The 19,661-nt window shown below is 70.4% G+C and carries 22 protein-coding genes and 1 pseudogene; 14 read left to right on the top strand and 9 right to left on the bottom strand.

Annotated features, from left to right (window positions below; genetic code table 11):
* Positions 1–13 precede the first annotated feature (13 nt).
* The 6 genes from trpC (at position 14) to ACP95_RS14500 (ending at position 6,174) form a co-directional block, all read left to right on the top strand.
* Positions 14–772, top strand: a complete 759-nt coding sequence (gene trpC / locus ACP95_RS14525) for an indole-3-glycerol phosphate synthase (RefSeq protein WP_049981891.1) — start codon at positions 14–16, stop codon at positions 770–772.
* Positions 769–2,052, top strand: coding sequence for a tryptophan synthase subunit beta (gene trpB / locus ACP95_RS14520; protein WP_049981890.1), 1,284 nt, complete (start codon positions 769–771; stop codon positions 2,050–2,052). The genes trpC and trpB overlap by 4 nt, the downstream gene beginning before the upstream one ends.
* Positions 2,049–2,921: a tryptophan synthase subunit alpha gene (trpA, locus tag ACP95_RS14515; RefSeq protein ID WP_049981889.1), complete on the top strand. Its 873-nt coding sequence runs from the start codon at positions 2,049–2,051 to the stop codon at positions 2,919–2,921. Before trpB ends, trpA begins: the two co-directional genes overlap by 4 nt.
* Positions 2,922–3,014: 93 nt before the next feature.
* Positions 3,015–3,821 carry a 2-amino-3,7-dideoxy-D-threo-hept-6-ulosonate synthase gene (locus ACP95_RS14510; RefSeq protein ID WP_049981888.1) on the top strand — a complete coding sequence of 269 codons (807 nt, stop codon included), beginning with the start codon at positions 3,015–3,017 and terminating at the stop codon, positions 3,819–3,821.
* Between the two features lie 78 nt (positions 3,822–3,899).
* A complete protein-coding gene (locus ACP95_RS14505; protein WP_049981887.1) occupies positions 3,900–4,889 on the top strand; it encodes an ornithine cyclodeaminase family protein in 990 nt (329 codons plus the stop codon).
* A gap of 136 nt (positions 4,890–5,025) precedes the next feature.
* Positions 5,026–6,174, top strand: a complete 1,149-nt coding sequence (locus ACP95_RS14500; RefSeq protein ID WP_154018556.1) for a hypothetical protein — start codon at positions 5,026–5,028, stop codon at positions 6,172–6,174.
* Between the two features lie 67 nt (positions 6,175–6,241).
* Here ACP95_RS14500 and leuS read toward each other — a convergent pair whose 3' ends face one another.
* Positions 6,242–9,142, bottom strand: a complete 2,901-nt coding sequence (gene leuS / locus ACP95_RS14495; RefSeq protein ID WP_049981885.1) for a leucine--tRNA ligase — start codon at positions 9,140–9,142, stop codon at positions 6,242–6,244.
* A 167-nt stretch (positions 9,143–9,309) separates the two neighbouring features.
* Between leuS and ACP95_RS14490 the strand changes: the two genes are divergently transcribed.
* The gene (locus tag ACP95_RS14490) at positions 9,310–9,507 is read left to right on the top strand and encodes a hypothetical protein (protein WP_049981884.1); all 198 of its coding nucleotides are present in this window, start codon (positions 9,310–9,312) and stop codon (positions 9,505–9,507) included.
* Here ACP95_RS14490 and ACP95_RS14485 read toward each other — a convergent pair.
* Positions 9,490–9,897: a hypothetical protein gene (locus ACP95_RS14485; protein ID WP_049981883.1), complete on the bottom strand. Its 408-nt coding sequence runs from the start codon at positions 9,895–9,897 to the stop codon at positions 9,490–9,492. The two genes, ACP95_RS14490 and ACP95_RS14485, sit on opposite strands and share 18 nt — an antisense overlap.
* A gap of 103 nt (positions 9,898–10,000) precedes the next feature.
* Here ACP95_RS14485 and ACP95_RS14480 point away from each other — a divergent pair, with 103 nt between their 5' ends.
* Entirely contained in the window at positions 10,001–10,189 is a 189-nt protein-coding gene (locus ACP95_RS14480; protein WP_049981882.1) for a hypothetical protein, read from the top strand.
* Positions 10,190–10,212: 23 nt separating this feature from the next.
* Here ACP95_RS14480 and ACP95_RS14475 read toward each other — a convergent pair whose 3' ends face one another.
* From ACP95_RS14475 to ACP95_RS14465, 4 genes are all read right to left on the bottom strand, one after another.
* Complete coding sequence (locus ACP95_RS14475; protein WP_049981881.1) at positions 10,213–10,641, bottom strand: Hsp20/alpha crystallin family protein; 429 nt, start codon at positions 10,639–10,641, stop codon at positions 10,213–10,215.
* A 65-nt stretch (positions 10,642–10,706) separates the two neighbouring features.
* A complete protein-coding gene (pheA, locus tag ACP95_RS14470; protein WP_049981880.1) occupies positions 10,707–11,555 on the bottom strand; it encodes a prephenate dehydratase in 849 nt (282 codons plus the stop codon).
* A 51-nt stretch (positions 11,556–11,606) separates the two neighbouring features.
* Positions 11,607–11,750, bottom strand: a complete 144-nt coding sequence (locus tag ACP95_RS16195; protein ID WP_202593847.1) for a hypothetical protein — start codon at positions 11,748–11,750, stop codon at positions 11,607–11,609.
* 80 nt (positions 11,751–11,830) lie between these two features.
* On the bottom strand, positions 11,831–12,511 hold the full coding sequence (locus ACP95_RS14465) for a TOBE domain-containing protein (protein ID WP_049981879.1): 681 nt from the start codon (positions 12,509–12,511) through the stop codon (positions 11,831–11,833).
* A gap of 117 nt (positions 12,512–12,628) precedes the next feature.
* Here ACP95_RS14465 and ACP95_RS14460 point away from each other — a divergent pair, with 117 nt between their 5' ends.
* Entirely contained in the window at positions 12,629–12,823 is a 195-nt protein-coding gene (locus ACP95_RS14460) for a cold-shock protein (protein ID WP_049981878.1), read from the top strand.
* A gap of 226 nt (positions 12,824–13,049) precedes the next feature.
* Here the strand turns inward: ACP95_RS14460 and hisH are convergent, their stop codons facing one another.
* Positions 13,050–13,697, bottom strand: a complete 648-nt coding sequence (hisH, locus tag ACP95_RS14455; protein WP_049981877.1) for an imidazole glycerol phosphate synthase subunit HisH — start codon at positions 13,695–13,697, stop codon at positions 13,050–13,052.
* 103 nt (positions 13,698–13,800) lie between these two features.
* Here hisH and ACP95_RS14450 point away from each other — a divergent pair.
* Positions 13,801–14,516 (top strand): annotated as a pseudogene (locus tag ACP95_RS14450) (class I SAM-dependent methyltransferase).
* A gap of 62 nt (positions 14,517–14,578) precedes the next feature.
* Here ACP95_RS14450 and ACP95_RS14445 read toward each other — a convergent pair.
* Positions 14,579–15,175: a uracil-DNA glycosylase gene (locus tag ACP95_RS14445; RefSeq protein ID WP_049981876.1), complete on the bottom strand. Its 597-nt coding sequence runs from the start codon at positions 15,173–15,175 to the stop codon at positions 14,579–14,581.
* 82 nt (positions 15,176–15,257) lie between these two features.
* On the opposite strand from ACP95_RS14445, the gene ACP95_RS14440 reads away from it, so the two are divergent.
* From ACP95_RS14440 to ACP95_RS14430, 3 genes are read left to right on the top strand one after another with little or no spacing between them, the layout of a single operon-like run.
* Complete coding sequence (locus tag ACP95_RS14440; protein ID WP_049981875.1) at positions 15,258–16,265, top strand: dipeptidase; 1,008 nt, start codon at positions 15,258–15,260, stop codon at positions 16,263–16,265.
* A gap of 49 nt (positions 16,266–16,314) precedes the next feature.
* Positions 16,315–17,088: a nucleotide-binding protein gene (locus tag ACP95_RS14435; RefSeq protein ID WP_049981874.1), complete on the top strand. Its 774-nt coding sequence runs from the start codon at positions 16,315–16,317 to the stop codon at positions 17,086–17,088.
* Positions 17,085–17,693 carry a hypothetical protein gene (locus tag ACP95_RS14430; RefSeq protein WP_049981873.1) on the top strand — a complete coding sequence of 203 codons (609 nt, stop codon included), beginning with the start codon at positions 17,085–17,087 and terminating at the stop codon, positions 17,691–17,693. Before ACP95_RS14435 ends, ACP95_RS14430 begins: the two co-directional genes overlap by 4 nt.
* 76 nt (positions 17,694–17,769) lie before the next feature.
* Here ACP95_RS14430 and ACP95_RS14425 read toward each other — a convergent pair whose 3' ends face one another.
* Positions 17,770–18,027, bottom strand: a complete 258-nt coding sequence (locus ACP95_RS14425; RefSeq protein WP_049981872.1) for a hypothetical protein — start codon at positions 18,025–18,027, stop codon at positions 17,770–17,772.
* A gap of 292 nt (positions 18,028–18,319) precedes the next feature.
* Between ACP95_RS14425 and ACP95_RS14420 the strand changes: the two genes are divergently transcribed.
* Positions 18,320–19,507: a M24 family metallopeptidase gene (locus ACP95_RS14420; protein ID WP_049981871.1), complete on the top strand. Its 1,188-nt coding sequence runs from the start codon at positions 18,320–18,322 to the stop codon at positions 19,505–19,507.
* Positions 19,508–19,661 lie beyond the last annotated feature (154 nt).

Below are 19,661 nucleotides of genomic sequence, written 5' to 3'. Positions count from 1 at the left end.
TTAGTGTACAAGTATGAACAGCAGCGAGGAGATGGCCCCCGCGGTTCGCTCCATCCTCGAGGCGGCGAGGGAGCGCGAGGGCGGCGAGTCCCGGGTCGCCGTCGACGACGCCCGGTCGCTCCCGGAAGCGTTCGCGGCCGCCGAGGGCGAGGGGCGGACCCCCGTCGTCGCCGAGGTGAAACCCACCAGCCCGACCACGGCGGGCGAGAGCGACCGCGACCCGGTCGAACTGGCCGAGGCGATGGTCGCCGGGGGCGCCGCCGCGCTCTCGGTGCTGACCGAGCCCGACCACTTCGGCGGGTCGGTCGAGAACTACCGGCGGGTCCGCGAGGCCGTCGACGTGCCCGTCCTGCGCAAGGATTTCCTCCTGACGGAGGCCCAGCTTGACGCGGTCGCGGCGGACGTGGTGCTGCTGATCGCCCGCTTCCTCGGTGACGACCTCGCGCCGATGGTCGACGCCGCCCGGGAGCGCGGGATGCAGGTGCTGGTCGAGGTCCACAGCGAGGCCGAGGTCGAGCGCGCCGTCGCCGCCGGCGCCGAGATCATCGGCGTCAACAACCGCGACCTGGCGGAGCTGGAGGTCGATCTGGGCACGTTCGAGGCGGTCGCGCCCGCGGTGCCGGAGGAGGCGACCCTGCTCGCGGAGTCCGGCATCTCGACGCCGGCGGACGCGCGGCGGATGCGCGAGGCGGGCGCGGACGGCCTGCTCATCGGCACGGCTATCATGGACGGTGACCCACGTGAGAACACGACACGGTTCGTCAACGCATGAGCTCTGATTCAACTGCGGACGGGAAGTTCGGGGAGTACGGTGGCCAGTACGTACCGGAGGCGCTGATGCCCGCCATCGAGGAGCTGCGGGACGCCTACGAGCGCTACGTGCTGGAGAACGAGGACGGGTTTATGGACGAGTTCCGGGAGCGCCTGCGCGACTTCGGCGGCCGGCCGACGCCGCTGCAGCACGCCGAGCACCTCTCGGACCGCTACGGCCGGGAGATCTACCTCAAGCGCGAGGACCTGCTCCACGGCGGCGCCCACAAGCTCAACAACGCGCTCGGGCAGGTGCTGTTGGCGAAGTACATGGGGAAGGAGCGCATCGTCGCCGAGACCGGCGCCGGCCAGCACGGCACCGCGACGGCGATGGCGGCGGCCCACCTCGACATGCCCTGCGAGATCTACATGGGCGAGACCGACATCGGGCGCCAGCGCCCCAACGTGTTCCGGATGCGCATCAACGGCGCCGAGCTGAACCCGGTAACGGCGGGCCGAGGCACCCTGAAGGAGGCGATCAGCGAGACGATGCGCGACTGGGCGACCAACGTCGACGACACCCACTACGTCGTCGGCAGCGTCGTCGGCCCCGCGCCGTTCCCGGAGATGGTCCGGGAGTTCCAGTCCGTCATCAGCGAGGAGGCGCGGAAGCAGTCCCGCGAGAAGTTCGGCACGCTCCCAGACTCCGTCGTCGCCTGCGCCGGCGGCGGGTCGAACACGATGGGCGCGTTCGCCCGGTTCGTCGACGACGAGGACGTGAACCTCCTCGCAGTCGAGGCCGGCGGCTCCTCGCTCGCCGTCGACGAGGAGGAGGGGGTCGCCCCCAACTCCGCCTCGCTCTCGACGGGCGGGCAGGGCGTGCTCCACGGCGCGCGGACGAAGGTGCTGCAGGACGAGTGGGGCCAGATCGTCGAGTCCCACTCCGTCTCCGCCGGCCTCGACTACGCCGGCGTGGGGCCGGAGCTCGCACACCTCGTCGACGAGGACCGCGTCGACGCCGTCAACGTCGGCGACGACGCCGCGCTCGAGGCGTTCCACCGACTCTCGCAGGAGGAGGGGATCATCCCCGCACTCGAGAGCGCCCACGCGCTGGCGTTCCTGGAGCAGGTGTTGGGGCCGGCTGCTGACGGCGACGACGAGGCCGCCGACGACCTCGGCGACCGCATCGTCGTCAACCTCTCCGGCCGCGGCGACAAGGACCTGGAGACCGTCATCGAGGAGACCGACAAGCGCGACATTCCGAACGCGCCGGACATGAGCGAGTTCGCGGGGGGGCTATGAGCCGGCTCCCCGAGGCGTTCGCGGGCGACGACCCCGCGTTCATCCCCTACCTCGCGGTCGGCGACCCGGACCTCCCGTCCTCGAAAGCCTACGTCGAGGCGCTCGTCAAGGGCGGCGCCGACTGTATCGAACTGGGGCTGCCGTTCTCCGAACCCATCGCGGAGGGGCCGACGATCCAGCAGGCGGTCGTCCGCTCGCTCTCGGGCGGGATCACCCCCGAGGCGTACTTCGAGTTCGTCGACGACCTCGACGTGGACGTGCCGCTGGTCTGCATGACCTACTACAACCTCCTCTTCCGCTACGGCGCCGAGTCCGGCACCAAGGCGGGCGAGGGTGACTACGAGGCGCCCGGCCCGCGGCCGTTCGTGAAGCGCGCCGCCGAGGTCGGCATCGACGGGTTCGTCATCCCGGACCTGCCGGCGGAGGAGGCCGACGAGCTGCGGGCGGCCTGCGACGAGTTCGACCTCGACCTCGTGTTCATCGTCGCGCCGACGACGACCGACGACCGACTCGCGACCATCCGCGAGCAGGTCTCGGGCTACGTGTACGTCCAGGCCCGTCTGGGCGTCACGGGCGCGCAGGCCGACGTCTCCGACCAGACCGCCGAGAGCCTCGCCCGGATCGCGGACTGGGACGTTCCCAAGGCCGTCGGCTTCGGCATCTCCTCGGGCGACCACGCCGCCCGCGTCGTCTCGGCGGGCGCCGACGGCATCATCGTCGGCTCCGCGCTCGTCGACATCGTCGCCGACGGCGTCGAGAACGACCGCCCGACCGCCGACGTGGCCGCCGACCTCCGGGAGAAGGCCCGCGAACTGAAGCGGGGCGCGGTCCGCGGCGCCCGTGAATCGCCGGAAGCGCAAGGCGAATAGGGCGGCCGGGAACGCAACCCTCAAGCCCCCGGTTGCCACAGAGTAGCACACCAGCCGAGACGGCGCCAGCGCGCCGTCACACTCACACCAGCCATGACACGACTCACACCGACCGACGCCGGCAGAGCCGCCCGACTCGACCGCCTCTCCACCGACGGGAACGTCCTGATGGTGCCGATGGACCACGGCATCACGATGGGCGCCGTCCAGGGGCTGGCCGACATCGAATCGACCGTCGACGCCGTCACCCGCGGCGGCGCCGACGCCGTCCTCACCCAGAAGGGGATCGCCCCCCGCGTCCACCCGAACAAGAACGGCGCGGGCTACGTGGTCCACCTCAACGCCTCGACTACGATCGGCCCCGACGAGGACGACAAGCGCGTGACGGGGACGGTGAAGGAGGCCGTCCAGGCCGGCGCCGACGCCGTCTCGCTCCACCTCAACGTGGGGAGCCAGTACGAGCCCAAACAGATCGAACAGCTGGCCGAGCTGACGAAGCAGGCCCGCGAGTTCGGCATGCCCGTGCTGGCGATGACGTACGCCCGCGGCGAGGGCGTCGACAGCACCGACCCCGAGTCGCTGGGCCACGCGGTCCGCCTCGGCGAGGAACTCGGCGCGGACCTGGTGAAGACGGGCTACTCCGGCGACGCCGACACCTTCGAGCGCGTCGTCGAGTCGACGGAGCTGCCGGTGCTGATCGCCGGCGGGAGCAAGGGGACGAACCGCGAGACCGTCGAGATGGTCCGCGGGGCGATGGACGCCGGCGCCAGCGGGGTGTCGATGGGGCGGTCGATCTTCCAGCACGAACGGCCCGAGGCCATCGCCAGCGCGGTGTCGGCGGTGATCCACGACGACGCGAGCGTCGACGACGCGCTGGCCGCGGGCGGCTTCGAGGGCTGAGCCGGCGTTCGGCGGCGATCACCGGCGACTGCGGCGGATTGTGACAGAATTAAGGGGCCGCCCTCGGTACTCGGGGCTATGGAGACGCTGCTTCTCAACAGCGAGGACGTCCACCACAACACGTCGATGGCGGAGCTGATCCCGGCCATCGAGGAGGCTTTCGCCGCCTACGAGAACGGGAACGCGAAGATGCCCGCGAAGTCCTACATCGACCTGCCGCAGTACAACGGCGACTTCCGGTCGATGCCCGCCTACCTCGACACGGGCGAGTGGGACGCCGCGGGCATCAAGTGGGTCAACGTCCACACCGACAACGAGGAGCAGTTCGACCTGCCGACGGTGATGGGGACGATGATCTACTCCGAGCCCGAGAACGCGTTCCCGCTGTCGATCATGGACGGCACCGAGCTCACGATGCAGCGCACCGGCGCCGCCGCCGCCGTCGCCACCGACCACCTCGCCGTCGAGGACGCCAGTTCGATGGGGATCGTCGGCGCCGGCGTGCAGGCGTACACTCAGCTGGAGGCGATCGCGGAGATCCGCGACATCGAGGAGGTCGTCGTCTCGGACCTCGACGAGGCCCGCGTGAACGAGTTCGTCGAGGCGTTCGAGGACCGCTTCACCGTCCGCTCGGGCACCCCCAGCGACGCCGGCCACTGCGACGTGCTCTCGACGGTGACGCCGGTTCGCGACCCGATCCTCGGCCCCGAGGACGTGGGCGACCACACCCACATCAACGCGATGGGCGCCGACGCCGAGGGGAAACACGAGATCAGCGACGACGTGCTGCAGGCGTCGAAGCTGGTGATCGACGACTACGCGCAGTGTACCCACTCCGGCGAGATCAACGTCCCCTGGAGCGAGGGCGTGCTGGGCGACGACGACCTGTACGGCGAGATCGGGCAGATCGTCGTCGGCGACAAGCCCGGCCGGACCGACGACGACGGCGTGACGGTGTTCGACTCGACGGGGCTGGCGATCCAGGACGTCGCCGCCGCGCACGTGGTGTACGAGCACGCCAACCAGCGCGACAACGGGACGGGGTTCGACCTGCTCGGCCTGGCCTGAGACGGTCGTCGCGTTTCGACGGAGACGCCGCGTCAGACCTGTCGGTTAGGTGATTTCCGACCGTTCGTCGCACTCCAGTGTGGCGTTTTTCTCTTTTCACATTTTATAAATATCCGGAGAGGTTTCACGAAACAGCATGCCAGAGGAAGACGACGTTTCGAGACGACTGTTCTTGGGATCGGCTGTCGCAGCAAGCGCCCTGCTCGCCGGCTGTTCGGGAGGAGGAGGGACGGAGACGGCGAGCCCGACCGGAACGCCCAGCGATACCGAAACGGAGACGCCGACAGAGACGGCCACCGCGACCGAGGAGCCGACGCCGGAGCCGGCGACAGTGGAGAACTTCCCCTACCCCGACGGCGCTACGCGGGACGGTATCGATCCGACAGAGCTCTTCAGCGCGCACCGGACGGCGATCATCGACGGCGGGTCCGCGACGGTCGGCATCGAGATGACCGCCGACAGGGGCGATTTCACCACCTCGACGGAGCTTGAGAACAGCTACGGTGCTGCCGGGGTTCTCCGCGTCGAGAGCTCGGATGGCTTGACGGAACGGCTCTGGTCGCCGGCCGACGAGGACGTCGGCTACGTCGAGATGGACACCGGGTTCGAACAGCGGTATCGGATCGACAATCGGGCACCCGGCCCACAGGAGCTGCTGTACCTTTCGCAGACCGACCGGCTCCTCGCGGGGGGGCAGTGGAGTGAGGCGATCGAAGTCGTCGAGCACCCGTCCGGCGAGGGCGTGGTGTACGAGACGACGGGTATCGAGAGCGAGCAGCAGCTGCTACGGGCGTTCCCCGGGGAAGCAGTGTCCTCGTTCACTGCGAGCGTCACCGTGACCGAGTCCGGCTACCTGCACGATCTGACGTTCGAGATCACGGTCGACAGGGGCGACCAGACCCTGCAGCAGCAGGCGACGATCACGACCGAGAGCGTCGGGACGACGAACCTGTCGGCGCCGTCGTGGACCTCGAGTGCCCGAGAGAACGGCGTCCAGTTCGACGTCGGCGTCACGGACGGGTCGGACGCGGTCGAACTCGACCTCGTCAACGGCTCGATTCCGAGCGGGAGCAGGGTCAACCTCTCGTCGACCCAGTTCGGGAGCGCGACCCTCGGCCAGTCGCTGTCCACGGACGATACGCTGTACGCCTCGTTCAGCTCGGACAACGAGGTCGTGCTCGGCGTCAACGAACCCCCGAGTGGCGCCACGGAGTTGGGGGAGTTCGTGTTCGTCGACGTGCAGGACGGCCAGTTCACGCTCCTCGAACAGGAGATCCGTCCGTGAACTCCCCGTAACCGTCGCGAACGGCCCGACGCTCGCCGTCGCACGGAGACGAAGGTGACCGACGTTCCTACTCCAGATAGATCGCCGGCCGGAACGGGATCGCGTTCCCGGCCCGATCCGCGGGATCGACCACGTCGGCGTCGTCCTCGGCGTACACCTCGACGTCGGCGCCGAACTCGCGTTCGAGGAACGCCGCCGCGTTCTCGTAGGCCGCCTGCTCGTCCATCGCCAACAGATCCGCCAGCTCCTCGTCGTCGTAGTCACGGGCGAACTCGACGGCGTCCTGTGCGACCTCGTTGACCTCGTTGCCGCGCTCGCGCAGGTCGGGGTCGCTCATCACCTCGCTCATCACCGCGCCCACGTCGGCGCCGACCTCGCGGACGGCGTCGAACACCTGCCGCTTCCAGTCGGCGGCGGCGTAGATGCGGATCGTCTCGGGGTCGGTGTCGGTCACGTCGGCGACCTCGTTGATGTCGTCGACGAGCGCCTGCACGCGCTCCTCCGCCAGTTCCAGGTCCGGGGCGCGCAGGTCGTCGTCGACCTCGGGCCACGGCGCGTCCTCGGCGGGCGTGCCCGTCAGTTTCTCGTGTAGTTCGTTCGCCATGAACGGCGTGAACGGCGCCAGCAGGCGCAGCCGCGTCTCGAGAACGTGTCGCAGCGTCCAGCGCGCGCCCGGGCGGTCCAGATCCGCACGGCGACGGTACCACTTCAGCTGCTCGTCGAAGCCGTAGAACGCCGCCTGCGTCGCCGTCCGGGTCTCGGAGCGCTCCATCGCGTCGGTCGCCGTCTCGATGGTGGCCTGGAGCTTCGACAGCAGCCAGCGGTCCACGTCGGTCACCGCGTCGCGGTCGCCCGCGGGGCCCTCGATCAGCTCCTGCGCGCGGTTGTAGAACCGCCGGAGCTGGTCGTGCGTGCTCTCGACGGCGTCCTCGCGCCAGTCGTAGTCCTGCCACGGCTCGGAGGCGTTCAGCAGGAAGAACCGAACCGTGTCGGCGCCGAACCGCTCGATCGCCTCGCCCGGGAGGACGACGTGGCCCTTCGAGGAGGACATCTTCTGGCCCTCCAGCAGCCCCATCCCCATCACGACGATCCCCTGGGGCCACTTCGGCTCGGGGAAGAACTCGGCGTGGTGGTAGAGGTAGAACGTCAGGTGGTTCGTGATCAGGTCGTTGCCCGAGAACCGGTAGTCGACCGGGTACCAGTAGTCCCACTCCTCGCCCAGTTCGAGGGCTTTCGGGTCGGCGTCGTCGACGGCGTCGGCGCCGTAGAACATCGCGTCGAAGAACTCGTGATCCAGATCCTCGACGGGCACGTCCTGGATGTGGGGGGCGACCGTGTAGTAGGACATGTACAGCGTCGAGTCCGACAGCGGCTCGATCACGAACTCCTGGTCCCACGGCAGGCGCGTGCCCAGCCCGTAGTTCCGGATGCAGGGCCACTCGTTCAGCCAGCCGACGGTGTGTTCGTACTCGCCGCGGGTGTTCTCCGGGATCGCGTCGAGGTTCTCGATGGCGCGCAGGGTCTTCTCGCGCCACTCCTCGTCGTTGTAGCGCAGGAACCACGTCTCCTGGTAGGCGACCTCCACGTCGCCGCCGCAGCGACAGACGACCTCCTCGGAGAACTCCTGCATCGTGTCGAACGCGTCGCCGGCGTGGTGCTCGCGGAACGCGTCGCGCACGTCCTCGACGACCTCGCCGGCGAACTCGCCGTACTCGTCGTTCAGCACGCCGGAGTGGAACTCCGCGTTGTACAGGTCGTTGGTGGCCTCCTCCAGCGCGGGGTCGTCGCTCGACGCGATGCCGTGCTCTTCCACCGCGGACTTGGCCGGGATCTCGCCGTACCCCTCGATCGAGAGGATCGGGATCGGCTCGATCGCCCGGACGGCGTCGGGGTCGATCCCGTACGCAGTCAGGTCGTCGGCGCGCGCTTGCAGCTCCTGCAGCGCGACGTAGTCGTCCGGCGAGTGCGCCGGGACGGACATCACGACGCCGGTCGCGTTGTCGGCGTCGACGAAGCCGGCGGGCAGGATCAGCACGTCGTCGCCGGTGATCGGGTTCGCGACCGTCGTGCCGACGATCGCCTCGCCGGCGAACTCGGCCTCGATCTCGACCTCGCGGTCCTGCAGGTCGAACTTCTCGGCGGCGTCCGCGGAGATAACCCACGTCTCGCCGTCGACGCTCGCGCGGACGTACGTCGCCTCGGGGTCGACGTAGGCGTTCGTGACGCCCCGAACCGTCTCCGGGCGGAGCGTCGCCATCGGGAAGACGGCATCGCCGTCGTCCGACGCGCCTGCTCGGTCCGCGTCGCCGTTATCGGGACTGTCGCCGCGGAACCGGACCAGCGTGTACTCCTGGAACTCCGCGTCCTCACCCTCCAGCAGGTCGTGGGTGGTGACTGGCTGCTCCTCGTCGGTGCAGTAGTTCACCGGGTGGAGCCCCTTCTCGACCAGCCCCTTCTCCTTCAGCGTCCGGTACTGCCACTCGATGAACTTCGAGTAGCGCTCGTCGTTGGTGGTGAACTCCCGGCGCCAGTCGACCGAGAGCCCCAGGGACTTCATCCCCTTCTTGTAGTGCTCCTCGATGAAGTACTCAGCAAAGCCCATCGGCGTCTCCAGGTCGCTCAGGTCCTCCTCGGGGACGTTGTACGTGTCCTGCAGCACCGAGAGCTGCTCCGCCTCCCCCTTCTTCAGGCGCTCGACGGCGCCGATGATCGGCGTGCCGGTGACGTGCCACGCCATCGGGAACAGCACGTTGTCGCCCTGCTGGCGTCGATACCGGGCGTAGGCGTCCGGCACCGTGTACGTGCGGGCGTGGCCGATATGCATCCCGCCGCTGGGGTAGGGGTACGGCACCGTGACGAACGTCGCGTCGTCGCCGTCCGCCCCCTCGGCAGGATCGGCCTCGTACCGGCCCTCCTCCCGCCAGCGCTGCCGCCAGCGCTCCTCTATCGCCTGCGGGTCGTAGTCCATACCCGAGAGTGCCGGTCCGGCGGTAAAAATACCCATCAGTTCTGACTGGCGCGGCCGGCAGCGAGCGAGTCGCCGCGGATCGCCCGTCGAGTGGCGTGCTGACGGTTCACACGGCCGTTTCCTGACCGAAGCCCTTTTGCACCGAACCCACCCTCTCACGGACACGAATGGCCAACGCCGGCGGCACTCCCTCGACGGTTCGCGACGACGCCCCCCTGCTGGCGTTCGGGCTCGGTCTCCTCTGTCTCCTCGCGATGGTTCCGGTCACGCTCGGCGCGCTCGCGGGCTATCTCACCCTCGGCGCCGCCGTCCCGGTGCTCGCCGTCGGCGCCGGCGTCGCCGTGCTCTCACTGGTCGCGGCCTGAGCCGAACACGACCAGCAGCACGAGCGTCGTCACCGCGAGCGTCACGCCCCCGTACAGGGGCAGCGACGCCGGCCCGTCGCCGAGCAGCCAGCCGGCGGCTGCGGTCACGAGGAACGGCAGCACCAGCAGCGCCACGACCCCGGCGGCCCGCCGGCGGTGGGCGGCGCGGCTCCGGGACCAGAACCCCCGGCGGAGCGCGGCGTCGCCCGCCCCGGCGCCGACGACGGGGCCGACGACGACCGAGGTCAGCAGCAGCGCCATCGAGCCGTTGCCGACGACCTCCCCGAGCCAGAGCCAGCGCACCACCGCCGCGACGCCGGAGAGCGCCCGCCAGACGGCGGTCGCGCCGAACAGCGCGGCGACGACGCGCTGGGAAACGCCGGGTGACACGGCCGCGGGTTGGGCGAAAACTGTCAAAACGCTACCGGTGGGTCAGCCGGCGGGGCGGGGGTGAGACCGGGAGCTTCTTCCCCCACAGCGCCGACCGTGGCGTATGGAGATCGCCGGCAAGACGCTGCGTCGACGGCTGCTGACCGCGCTCGCGGTGTTCGTCGTGCTGGTCGTCTGGGACTACGCCACCGGATCCTCGGTCCAGTGGGCCGTCAACCTGCTCGTGCCGCCGCTGTTCTTCGCGTTCTCGGTGCTGGTCGATCTCGGTGTCCAGCGCTGGCTGCGCGAGTAGGGCGGGAGAACCGCCGACGGGGGTCAGTTGACCTCGATGTCGATCCCGTCGTCGCCGTCGGCCTTGGGGAGTTCGACCGTGAGCACGCCGTTCTCGTAGCTCGCGGCGGCGGCGTGTTCGTCCACGTCGGTGGGGAGCGACAGCGTCCGGCTGATCGACCGCCGGCTGCGCTCGCGGCGGTAGTACTGGGTCTCCTCGTCCTCCGTCTCGGTCTCCGTGCTGTGCTCGGCGGCGATGCGGAGCTGTCGGTCGCTGACCGACACGTCGATCTCCTCGGAGTCGAACCCCGGCACGTCCGCGGTGACGACGATCTCGTCGCCGGCGTCGGCCACGTCGACGTGGATGTCGCCGGCACCGCCGGCGTCGAACTCCGCGCTCATCTCGGCGAAGCCGGAGTTGAGCTGCTCGAACAGTTCCTCGATCTCCTCGAACGGGTCGCGTCGGTCGGGCATACGTACGAAAACGGGGTGAGCGCTGTTAAGGATTGCCGCCAGCCAGGTCGGCGGTCGCCAACCCGCTACTCGACGACGTGGCTGGTGTCGTAGGAGCCGAGGCGGCGGACCCAGCCGTCGGCACAGATCGCCTCCACCTCGGCCAGCGCCTCCTGGGTGCGGGCCTCGTACAGCCCGGCCTCGATGTCGAAGTGGAAGCAGTAGTCGCCGAGGCGGCGGCCGCTCGGGCGGGACTCGATCCGGGAGAGGTTGATGTCCCGGTCCGCGAACGCCTCCAGCAGTTCGAGCAGCAGGCCGGGGTAGTTCGCGCCGGGGTAGACGACGAGGCTGGTCTTCCCGCCGGCCTGGGAGCGCTCGCTCTCGGGGGCGACGACGAGGAACCGAGTGGCGTTGGAGTCCCGGTCCTGGATGTTCTCGGCGATCCGCTGGAGTGGGTGGTTGTCGTCGTCGCCGTCGGCTCCCGGCTCCGGCGAGCCGGCGTTCGCGGGGTGGCCGATCGCCGCCACGCTCGGGTCCTTGCGGGCGCGCTCGACCCCGCGGGCCGTCGACGCCACCGCCTCCTGGGCCACGTCGGGGTAGTTCTCCGTCAGGTACTCCCGGCACTGCGCCAGCGCCTGCGGGTGGGAGGCGACGGTGTCGAACTCGGGGCCCTGGGCGAGCAGGGCGTGCCGGATCGGCGAGACGACCTCCTGGACGACGCTCACCTCCCGGTCGGCCAGCGCGTCGAGGCTCTCGTCGACCGAGCCCTCGATGCTGTTCTCGACGGGGACGACGCCGCGCTCGAACTCGCCGTCGGCGACGGCCGCGACGATCTCCGTCACCGACTCGCGGAAGCTGACCGCCCCCTCGTCGGCGATCGACTGCGCCGCGCGGTGGGAGTACGTCCCCGCCGGCCCCAGCGTGACCACGTGCATGCCCCGGCCTTTGCGAGGGGCCGGGAAAAGCGCGTCGGCGGGAGGGAACCGCTACAGGCCGACGAGGTCGTCGAGTTCGACCGCCTCGGTTCGCCCGTCACAGACGGCACACTCGTCGACGCGTGCCGGCGCGGGGGAGCCCTCCATGTGGAGGTTGCCACACTCGGTACACACCTCGAACTCGGCGTCGAGCATTGCGCGAGGCCGTACTGGCCAGCCACAGGAGAACTTTGTGGCGGGTTGGCTACCGTGGCAGAACCGACCGCGCTTGCCGATCAGCGCGGAGTCGTGCGGGTCGCCGTCGCTTTGAACGACGCCACCACCTCGCGGCCGGGTTCGAGCCCCAGTCGCTCGCGGCTCTCCTCGGTCACCAGCGCGGACAGCGGCGCGTCGGCGCCCACGTCCACCGACACCCGACAGACCGACTCGCCGCGCTCCACCTCGACGACCGTCCCGGAGAACCGGTTGCGCGCGCTGGTTTCGCCGCCCTCGGGCGCGTCCGTGGGGTCGTGCAGCGTCACCGCGTCGGCCCGCAGGACGACCTCGACGGCGTCGGCGTCGGGCGGCACGAGCGCCCGGACCTCGCCGGCGGCCGTCGCGACGATCCCCAGCTCCCCCTCGCGGTCGCGCACGTCGCCGTCGAAAACCGTCTCCGTTGTCTCCGCGATCGCGGTGTAGCCCGCGCGCAGGCGGTCGAACGCCGCCAGCAGCTCGCGGGCGCGGTCGGTGAGCGCGCTGCCGCCGCCGCCGCTGCCGCCGCGCTGGCGTTCGACCAGCGCGCCGAAGGCGTCCTCCAGATCGGTGAGGCGGTCGTGCGCCCGGGAGTAGGAGCGCCCCAGCGTCGACGCCGCCGCGTTCAGCGAGCCGGCGTCGTCGACGGCCCGAAGCAGTTCGGCGTCGCGCGCGCCGAACGCCACGCCGTCGGCCCTGAGGGTGGCGTCGAACCCTGCGTCCATACGCCCCCTGCGGCCAGCACCGGCAAAACGGTTCTGGGGCGGGCGACCGGTCGGGAACGCCGTGGTACCACGACTCTCGGAAGGGTTATCCCCCGAAGCGGTGTACGTTTGTTTGCAATGGCAAACGGTACGGTTGATTTCTTCAACGACACGGGCGGCTACGGTTTCATCGAGACTGAGGACGCGGACGACGACGTGTTCTTCCACATGGAAGACGTCGGCGGCCCCGACCTGGAGGAGGGTGAAGAAGTAGAGTTCGAGATCGAACAGGCAGACAAGGGTCCGCGCGCGACGAACGTCGTCCGGAACTAACGGTTCTCAGTCGCTGAGAGGCGACAACCCGTTCTCACGATCGACGAGCGACGGCGCTCGCGATACGGCCACGCTGACGGGACTTGGAAAATTTCTATATCGCGCTATATGATTTATTACCTGGGCGGGTACGGCTCCGAGGAACGACTCCAGAGATGCGTAATCGCTACAGAGAGCTGCCTAAAGCGCCCAAAACAGCAAGGTCGACCAAATCGGCCCGACCGACTCAGCAGAGGTCGACGAAGTTCTTCAGGATCGTCAGCCCGGTCTCGCCGCTCTTCTCGGGGTGGAACTGCGTGCCGAACACGGTGCCGTCGTCGTTGGCGACGACCGCGGGGAACGTGACGCCGTACTCCGTTTCGGCGACGATCGCGTGGTCGTCCTCGGGGTCGGCGTAGTAGGAGTGGACGAAGTAGGCGTGTTCGCCGTCGACGGAGCCGCCGCGGCCGCCGTCGACGCCGGTCACGAGCGGGTGGTCGCGGACGACGTTCAGTTCGTTCCACCCCATGTGGGGCACCTTCTGGTCGCCGCGGAAGCGCACGTTCGTGCCCGGGACGAACCCCAGCCCCTCGACGGCGCCCTGGCCGGCGTGTTCGGCCTCCTCGCTCTCGGCGAGCAGCATCTGCATCCCGAGACAGATCCCGAACAGCGGGGTGTCCGAGGCCGCCACGTCTTCGAGCGCGTCGCGGTAGGGGTCGGCGTTCTCCATCCCCTCGCGGAACGCCCCGACGCCCGGGAGCACGACGCCGTCGGCGTCGTCGAACCGGTCGGGATCGTCCGTGATCGTCACCGATGCCCCCGCCCGCTCGAGCCCCCCCGTGACGCTGCGGAGGTTGCCGAGGCCGTAGTCGACGACGACGACGTGCGTGTCCATACGCGAGCCTGCGGTTCCGGCGCTCAAGTGACTTTCCGTCCCGGCGTGCGATAGTGTCACATATTCGCACAAGGCTCTCAGTACCGCCGTCCCAACGCCGACCATGGCCGACCCCTACGGGCGGGCGATCCGCGACCACCACCGGGGCGAGCGGACCGAGCCCCTGATCGACCGCGACGGCGCCGAAACCCGAGTGCACGCTATCGAGGAGTACTACTTCGGCGAGCGAACGCCCGAAGACTGGTTCGAGCCGCGGGTCGACGGCCCGCTGCTGGACATGGGCGCCGGCGCGGGGCGGGACGCGCTGTTCTTCCAGGACCGCGTCGAGACCGTCGCGATCGACCGGAGCGACCACCTGGTGGAGACGATGCGCGACCGCGGCGTCGAGGACGCCCGCGTCGGCGACATGTTCGGGCTCCGCGAGCAGTTCGACCGTGATCGCTTCGGCGCCGCACTCGCCATCGGCTCCCAGCTCCAGCTCGCCACCAGCCAGCGAGCCGTCCGGCAGTTCCTCGCCGATCTCGCGTACGTGACCACGGCGGAAGCGACGGTGCTGATCGACGGCTACGACCCCGAGCGGGCGGTCGCGGCCGGCGTGTTCGCGGTCCGGGACGACCCCGAACCGGGGCTGGCCTACCGCGTCTACCACTGCGAGTACGAGGGCGAGACGGGGCGCACGCTACTGTTCCGGCTGTTCGGCGTCGACGCCTCCGGGACGCCGCCGCGGAGACGCCGTGGGCGGTCGTCGACACCGTCGCGGGCCCCCACGACGACGGCGACGGGGTGATGTGGCGCGCGCTCCTGGAGAAAACTCGCTAGTCGCCGCCGGGAACGGTCACCCGCGGGTCGGTAGTCGCCAGCGGGGACGATCACCCGCGGCGTCAGTAGTCGCCCAGCCGGGACTGGCCGCCGTCGGCGTCCGCGAGCCCGGAGAGTTCGGCGGCGTGGGCGATGGCCGCCGAGAACGTCTCCCGCTGGGAGGCGTCGTACAGCGTCGCCGCGGGGTGGACCGAGATCAGCACGCGCTGGGAGCGCTCGCCCACGCGGACGTCCTGCAGCTCGCCGGCCTCCTTCGTCACCGCCACGGAGCGGTCGAGCAGGTGCTCGCTCGGCACTTTCCCCAGCGTGACCACCAGATCCGGGTCGACGGCGGCGATCTCCGCCTCGAGATACCCCCGGCAGTTCTCCAGCTCCTCGACGTGTGGGTCCCGGTTCTCCGGCGGCCGACAGCGCACGCAGTTGGTGATGCGCACGTCGGCCCGTGAGAGCCCGGCGTCCCGCAGCGCCTCGTCGAGCACGTCGCCCGATCGCCCGACGAACGGCTCGCCGCCCTCGTCCTCCTGCTGCCCGGGCGCCTCGCCCAGGAACAGCAGGTCGGCGTCGTCCGGGCCCACGCCGTTGACGATCCGGCTCCGGGACTCCACCAGCGCGGGGCAGCGCTCGCAGGACTCCACACAGAGGCCGTCGGTCTCGCTCATACCGGATCCCGGGCGGCGACCGGCTTGAAGGGTGGCGCTTCGCGCCGGAACTTTGGAGTCGACAGGGCCGGAGGGTGAACCCGTGCTCCCGATCATCGACGGCCACAACGACACGCTGTTGGCCGCCACCAGCGACCGCGCGGGCGGCGAGTTCCTCCGCGAGGGCGGCGACGGCCACCTCGACCTCGCCCGCGCCGAGGACGCCGGACTCGCCGCCGGAGTGTTCGCGATGTTCGTCCCCAACGAGGGCGAACTCGACTACGAGACGCTCCCGCCCGCGGTCGAGCACGACCGCGCCCGCCGCGTCGTCGACGAGCAGTTCGCGACTCTCCACGACTGGGCCGACGCGACCGACCGGTTCCGCGTCGTCGGCGATATCGCCGCGCTCGAGGCCTGTCTCGACGGCGAGGCGGTCGGCGCGATTCCGCACATCGAGGGCGCCGCAGCAGTGAGTCCGGACCTCGTAAACCTCGATTCGCTATACGAAAACGGCCTCCGGTCGCTCGGGCTCGTCTGGTCGCGCCCGAACGCCTTCGCCCACGGCGTGCCGTTCGAACACGGCGCCACGCCCGACATCGGCCCGGGGCTGACCGAGGCGGGGTTCGACCTGGTCGAGGCCTGCGAGGAGCTGGGGATCGTCGTCGATCTGGCGCACCTGAACGCCGCCGGGTTCCGGGACGTGGCCGGAGCCGTCGACGCGCCGCTCGTGGTCTCCCACGCCGGCGCCCACGCGATCTCGCCGTCGTCGCGGAACCTGACCGACGACCAGCTCGACGCGGTCGCCGACAGCGGTGGGATCGTCGGCTGCACGTTCGGCACGGCCCACCTCCGTCCGGACGGGGAACGCGGGAAAGACGCCTCGCTGTCGACGCTGCTGGACCACGTCGAGTACTACGCCGACCGGATGGGCGTCGAGCACGTCGGCCTCGGGTCCGACTTCGACGGCGCCTCGATCCCCGACGCCGTCGGCGACGTTCGCGGGCTCCGGGACGTGCTCGCGGGGCTGGAAGCGCGCGGGTTCGACCGGGCCGAACGGGAAGCGATCGCGTACGGGAACTGGCGGCGCGTGCTGGCCGCGTGGTGGAACTAACCGGGGCTCGGGGCGAAATTTTTAACCCGAGAACGGGGAGAACGAGCGTATGGTCGAAGCGCTGGCGGTCGCGAGCGGCAAGGGCGGGGTGGGGAAGACCACCAGCACGCTCGCCCTGGGGATGGCGCTCGCCGACGACCACGACGTGACGGTCGTCGACGCCGACACCGGGATGGCGAACCTCTGTTTCCACACCGGGCTCGCGGACGCCGACACGACGCTGCAGGACCTGCTGCTCGCGGAATCGGACGCCGCCGTCGAGGACGCCGTCTACGACCGGTTCGGGCTCTCGCTCGTCCCCTGTGGCACCTCGCTGGCGGCGTTCCGGGAGGCCGACCCGACGCGCCTGCGGGCGGTCGTCGCCGAACTGGCCGCGGACACCGACGTGCTCCTGCTCGACTCCGCGGCCGCGCTGGGGTCGCAGTCGGCGGTGCTCCCGCTGGTGCTCGCTGATCGGACGGTTGTCGTCCTCCAGCCCACCATCCCGTCGCTCTCGGACGGGCTGAAAGTGCAGGAGTACGCCCGCTCCTACGGCACCGAGACCGCGGGCGTGCTGTTCAACCGCGTGCAGGACGACGAGGCGATCGACCGCGTCGCCGACCAGGCCGAGCAGTACTTCGGCGGCCCGACGCTGGCGACGGTCCCCGAGAGCGACGCCGCGCGGGCGGCCCGGCGGGCTGGCGAACCCCTGCTCGCCCACGCGCCCGACTCCGCGGCGGCGGCGGCGTACCGCCGGGCGGCCGACCGACTCGACCTGCAGGACGGCGACGAGGGCGCGGTCGCCGATCGATTCCGCTCGGCGGTGATCCCCGAGCCCCCATGACCGGGCCCGACGCCGCCGGCCTCGAGATCCCGCGGGGCCGACTGGTCCGCTCCCGGGTCGGCGTCGCGAGCGCGCTCGAAGCCGCCTTCTCCCGAGAGCTGACGGGCTATGCCCGGATCGAGCCCGACTCCCTGCTCGCCGACGGCGAGCCGGGCGTGGTCACGTTCGCCGCGGGCGTCCCCCGCGCCGCCTACTGCGAACGCGGGGCCGGAGGCGGAGAGGAACCGGGCGAGGACCACGACCGCGAGCGTGGCGACGGCCCGGTCGAGGGCGACAGCCGCGGCGTCGACGCCCTCGCCGCCCTCGCGGGGCCCGGCCCCTGCTCGGTCGAACTGTACGAACTCCCCGCGGACGCGCTCGCGGAGGTTCACGACGCCGCCGAGTTCTCGGTGCCGCCGGGCGCGCCCGCCGAGGAGTTGGCCGACGACCCCTCGTTGGCCGAGCGGGCCCGGGAACGGGCGCCCGACGACGCCCACGACGGCGACGCCAGCGCGCTGGAGTCGTTCCTGGCGGACGAGGAGCGCATCGCCGCGATCCAGGAAGAGGCCCGGGCGGAGGCCGAACAGCGGGCCGCGGAGTGGGGACTCGACGGGGAGTTGGAGTAGCGACGCGGCCGCCTTCTTTCTCGCCGCGGACGCGGGGGAGTCCGCGGGCGTCGCGCGATCGATCCCGGCTCGGCGATCAGGCCATCCCGGGGTCGTGGTCGTGGCCGACGAGGAACGCGACGGCGTTCAGCGCCAGCAGCGCACTGAACAGGGCTGGCTGGTTCCAGACCGCGCCGGTGGCGACCATCGGGAGGTACGTCAGCGGGAGGCCGACCGCGGCCCAGAACGCCGCGGCGCGGACGGGACCGAGCATCGACGCCGCGAACGCGACCGCCGAGCGGGGGAGCTCGCTGCCGCGGACCCGCGACAGCGTGGAGGGTTCGGAGGTGGACATGGTGTCTCTACTCCACCCATGGACGGGGGACCACGTATAACGTCAGTTTCGTACAGGTCGCTTCGCCCCGTTTTACGGTCCTACCGCCCCGGTAACTGACGTTTTACGAAGCCGTTAGCGGCGTCGAAACCGTTTATCGATGGATCTGGAAGCGTTTCGTCGATATCGGGTGATCGTCGGGGTGAGAGCGGTGTCCCCTCGCCCGGCCGGCGCGGTCGCGTCGGCGCCGACGACCCGGCAGAGCGCGGGGCACACCCGGAGGCTTTTGCTCGCTGGGGTGGATTCGGCACGCATGCCGACCGAACTGCCCGACGCCGAGTACCGCACCCGACTCCGCGAGATCCGGGGGAAGCTCGCCAACACCGACGCCGACGCCGCCGTCTGGTTCTCCGCGACGAGCATCCACTACGTCTCCGGCTTCGAGCACGTCCAGACCGAGCGCCCGGTCTGTCTCGCGGTCACCGACGACCGCATCGAGATCGTCGTGCCGCGCCTGGAGGTCGAGCGCGTCCAGGAGGTCGACCGCATCGACGCCGTCCACCACTACTTCGACTACCCGCAGGGCCGCCCGATCGAGGTCGTCGCCGAGATGCTCGAGGGGCTCGGCGCCGAGACCGTCGCCGCCGACGCCGACGGCGCGCCGGGCGTGATGGGGTACGAGGGGCCCGCCCTCTCGGAGTTCGTCGACGTGGAGACCCAGTCGTGGGTGTCGCGGATGCGCTGGGAGAAGACCGACGCCGAGATCGACCTGATCCGGGAGTCCGCCAAGTGGGGGAACCTCGCCCACCGCTACCTCGCGGAGTACACCGAGCCCGGCGCCCACCCGGCGACCGTCTCCCAGCGGGCGTCGATGGAGGCCTCGCGGGCGATGCTCGACACGCTGGGCGACCAGTTCGTCGAGAACGTCCGCGCCTCCGGCCCGGCCCGCGCGGGCTACATCTCCGCCCACGAGACCGCGCTCCCGCACGGCCACACGCCGAACGAGCGACTGGAGCGGGGGGACGTGCTCGTGACGGGCGCCTCGGCGAACGTCGACGGCTACGGCTCCGAGCTCGAGCGGACGATGTTCGTCGGCGAGGTCAGCGACGAGCAGGAGCACTACTTCGAGCTGATGCTCGAGGCCCAGACGATCGCCATCGACGCGCTCGGGCCGGGCGTCCCGCTGTCGTACGTCGACGAGCAGGTCTGGGAGTTCTTCGAGGAGCAGGGGATCACCGACCTCGCCCAGCACCACGTCGGCCACAACATCGGCCTCGGCGGCCACGAGCCGCCGTACATCGACCGCGGCTGGGACGACTACGACCACGTCGACGACGCCGACGCCGAGATGCAGCCCGGACAGGTGTACACGATCGAGCCCGGCATCTACACCGAAGACGAGGGGTACCGCCACTCCGACACGATCGCAATCACCGAGGACGGCGTCGAGTGGCTGACGTACTACCCGCGCGACCTCGAGTCCAACGTCATCACGGAGTAGGCGAGTTCGGGCGACGAGTTTCGGTTTTTGTGGCTCGTAAGTCCACGACTGCGAACAGCACCACGAGGCGGTGGCGCGCGACGTGAGCGCGTCGGCGCGAACGAGCGCGCGAGGGATGACTGACTGAGTGAAACGACGGAAGGAGTCGGCTGGG

This window comes from Halolamina rubra, from assembly GCF_000739555.1.
Taxonomy (GTDB): Archaea; Halobacteriota; Halobacteria; order Halobacteriales; family Haloferacaceae; genus Halolamina; species Halolamina rubra.
This window is presented reverse-complemented; position numbering and strand designations above follow the sequence as displayed.

What these genes read in the sequence shown, in the direction of transcription:
- trpC (WP_049981891.1), top strand. Translation starts at nt 14, where the DNA reads ATGAACAGCAGCGAGGAGATGGCCCCCGCGGTTCGCTCCATCCTCGAG.
- trpB (WP_049981890.1), top strand. Translation starts at nt 769, where the DNA reads ATGAGCTCTGATTCAACTGCGGACGGGAAGTTCGGGGAGTACGGTGGC.
- trpA (WP_049981889.1), top strand. Translation starts at nt 2,049, where the DNA reads ATGAGCCGGCTCCCCGAGGCGTTCGCGGGCGACGACCCCGCGTTCATC.
- ACP95_RS14510 (WP_049981888.1), top strand. Translation starts at nt 3,015, where the DNA reads ATGACACGACTCACACCGACCGACGCCGGCAGAGCCGCCCGACTCGAC.
- ACP95_RS14505 (WP_049981887.1), top strand. Translation starts at nt 3,900, where the DNA reads ATGGAGACGCTGCTTCTCAACAGCGAGGACGTCCACCACAACACGTCG.
- ACP95_RS14500 (WP_154018556.1), top strand. Translation starts at nt 5,026, where the DNA reads ATGCCAGAGGAAGACGACGTTTCGAGACGACTGTTCTTGGGATCGGCT.
- leuS (WP_049981885.1), bottom strand. Translation starts at nt 9,142, where the DNA reads ATGGACTACGACCCGCAGGCGATAGAGGAGCGCTGGCGGCAGCGCTGG.
- ACP95_RS14490 (WP_049981884.1), top strand. Translation starts at nt 9,310, where the DNA reads ATGGCCAACGCCGGCGGCACTCCCTCGACGGTTCGCGACGACGCCCCC.
- ACP95_RS14480 (WP_049981882.1), top strand. Translation starts at nt 10,001, where the DNA reads ATGGAGATCGCCGGCAAGACGCTGCGTCGACGGCTGCTGACCGCGCTC.
- ACP95_RS14475 (WP_049981881.1), bottom strand. Translation starts at nt 10,641, where the DNA reads ATGCCCGACCGACGCGACCCGTTCGAGGAGATCGAGGAACTGTTCGAG.
- pheA (WP_049981880.1), bottom strand. Translation starts at nt 11,555, where the DNA reads ATGCACGTGGTCACGCTGGGGCCGGCGGGGACGTACTCCCACCGCGCG.
- ACP95_RS16195 (WP_202593847.1), bottom strand. Translation starts at nt 11,750, where the DNA reads ATGCTCGACGCCGAGTTCGAGGTGTGTACCGAGTGTGGCAACCTCCAC.
- ACP95_RS14465 (WP_049981879.1), bottom strand. Translation starts at nt 12,511, where the DNA reads ATGGACGCAGGGTTCGACGCCACCCTCAGGGCCGACGGCGTGGCGTTC.
- ACP95_RS14460 (WP_049981878.1), top strand. Translation starts at nt 12,629, where the DNA reads ATGGCAAACGGTACGGTTGATTTCTTCAACGACACGGGCGGCTACGGT.
- hisH (WP_049981877.1), bottom strand. Translation starts at nt 13,697, where the DNA reads ATGGACACGCACGTCGTCGTCGTCGACTACGGCCTCGGCAACCTCCGC.
- ACP95_RS14445 (WP_049981876.1), bottom strand. Translation starts at nt 15,175, where the DNA reads ATGAGCGAGACCGACGGCCTCTGTGTGGAGTCCTGCGAGCGCTGCCCC.
- ACP95_RS14435 (WP_049981874.1), top strand. Translation starts at nt 16,315, where the DNA reads ATGGTCGAAGCGCTGGCGGTCGCGAGCGGCAAGGGCGGGGTGGGGAAG.
- ACP95_RS14430 (WP_049981873.1), top strand. Translation starts at nt 17,085, where the DNA reads ATGACCGGGCCCGACGCCGCCGGCCTCGAGATCCCGCGGGGCCGACTG.
- ACP95_RS14425 (WP_049981872.1), bottom strand. Translation starts at nt 18,027, where the DNA reads ATGTCCACCTCCGAACCCTCCACGCTGTCGCGGGTCCGCGGCAGCGAG.
- ACP95_RS14420 (WP_049981871.1), top strand. Translation starts at nt 18,320, where the DNA reads ATGCCGACCGAACTGCCCGACGCCGAGTACCGCACCCGACTCCGCGAG.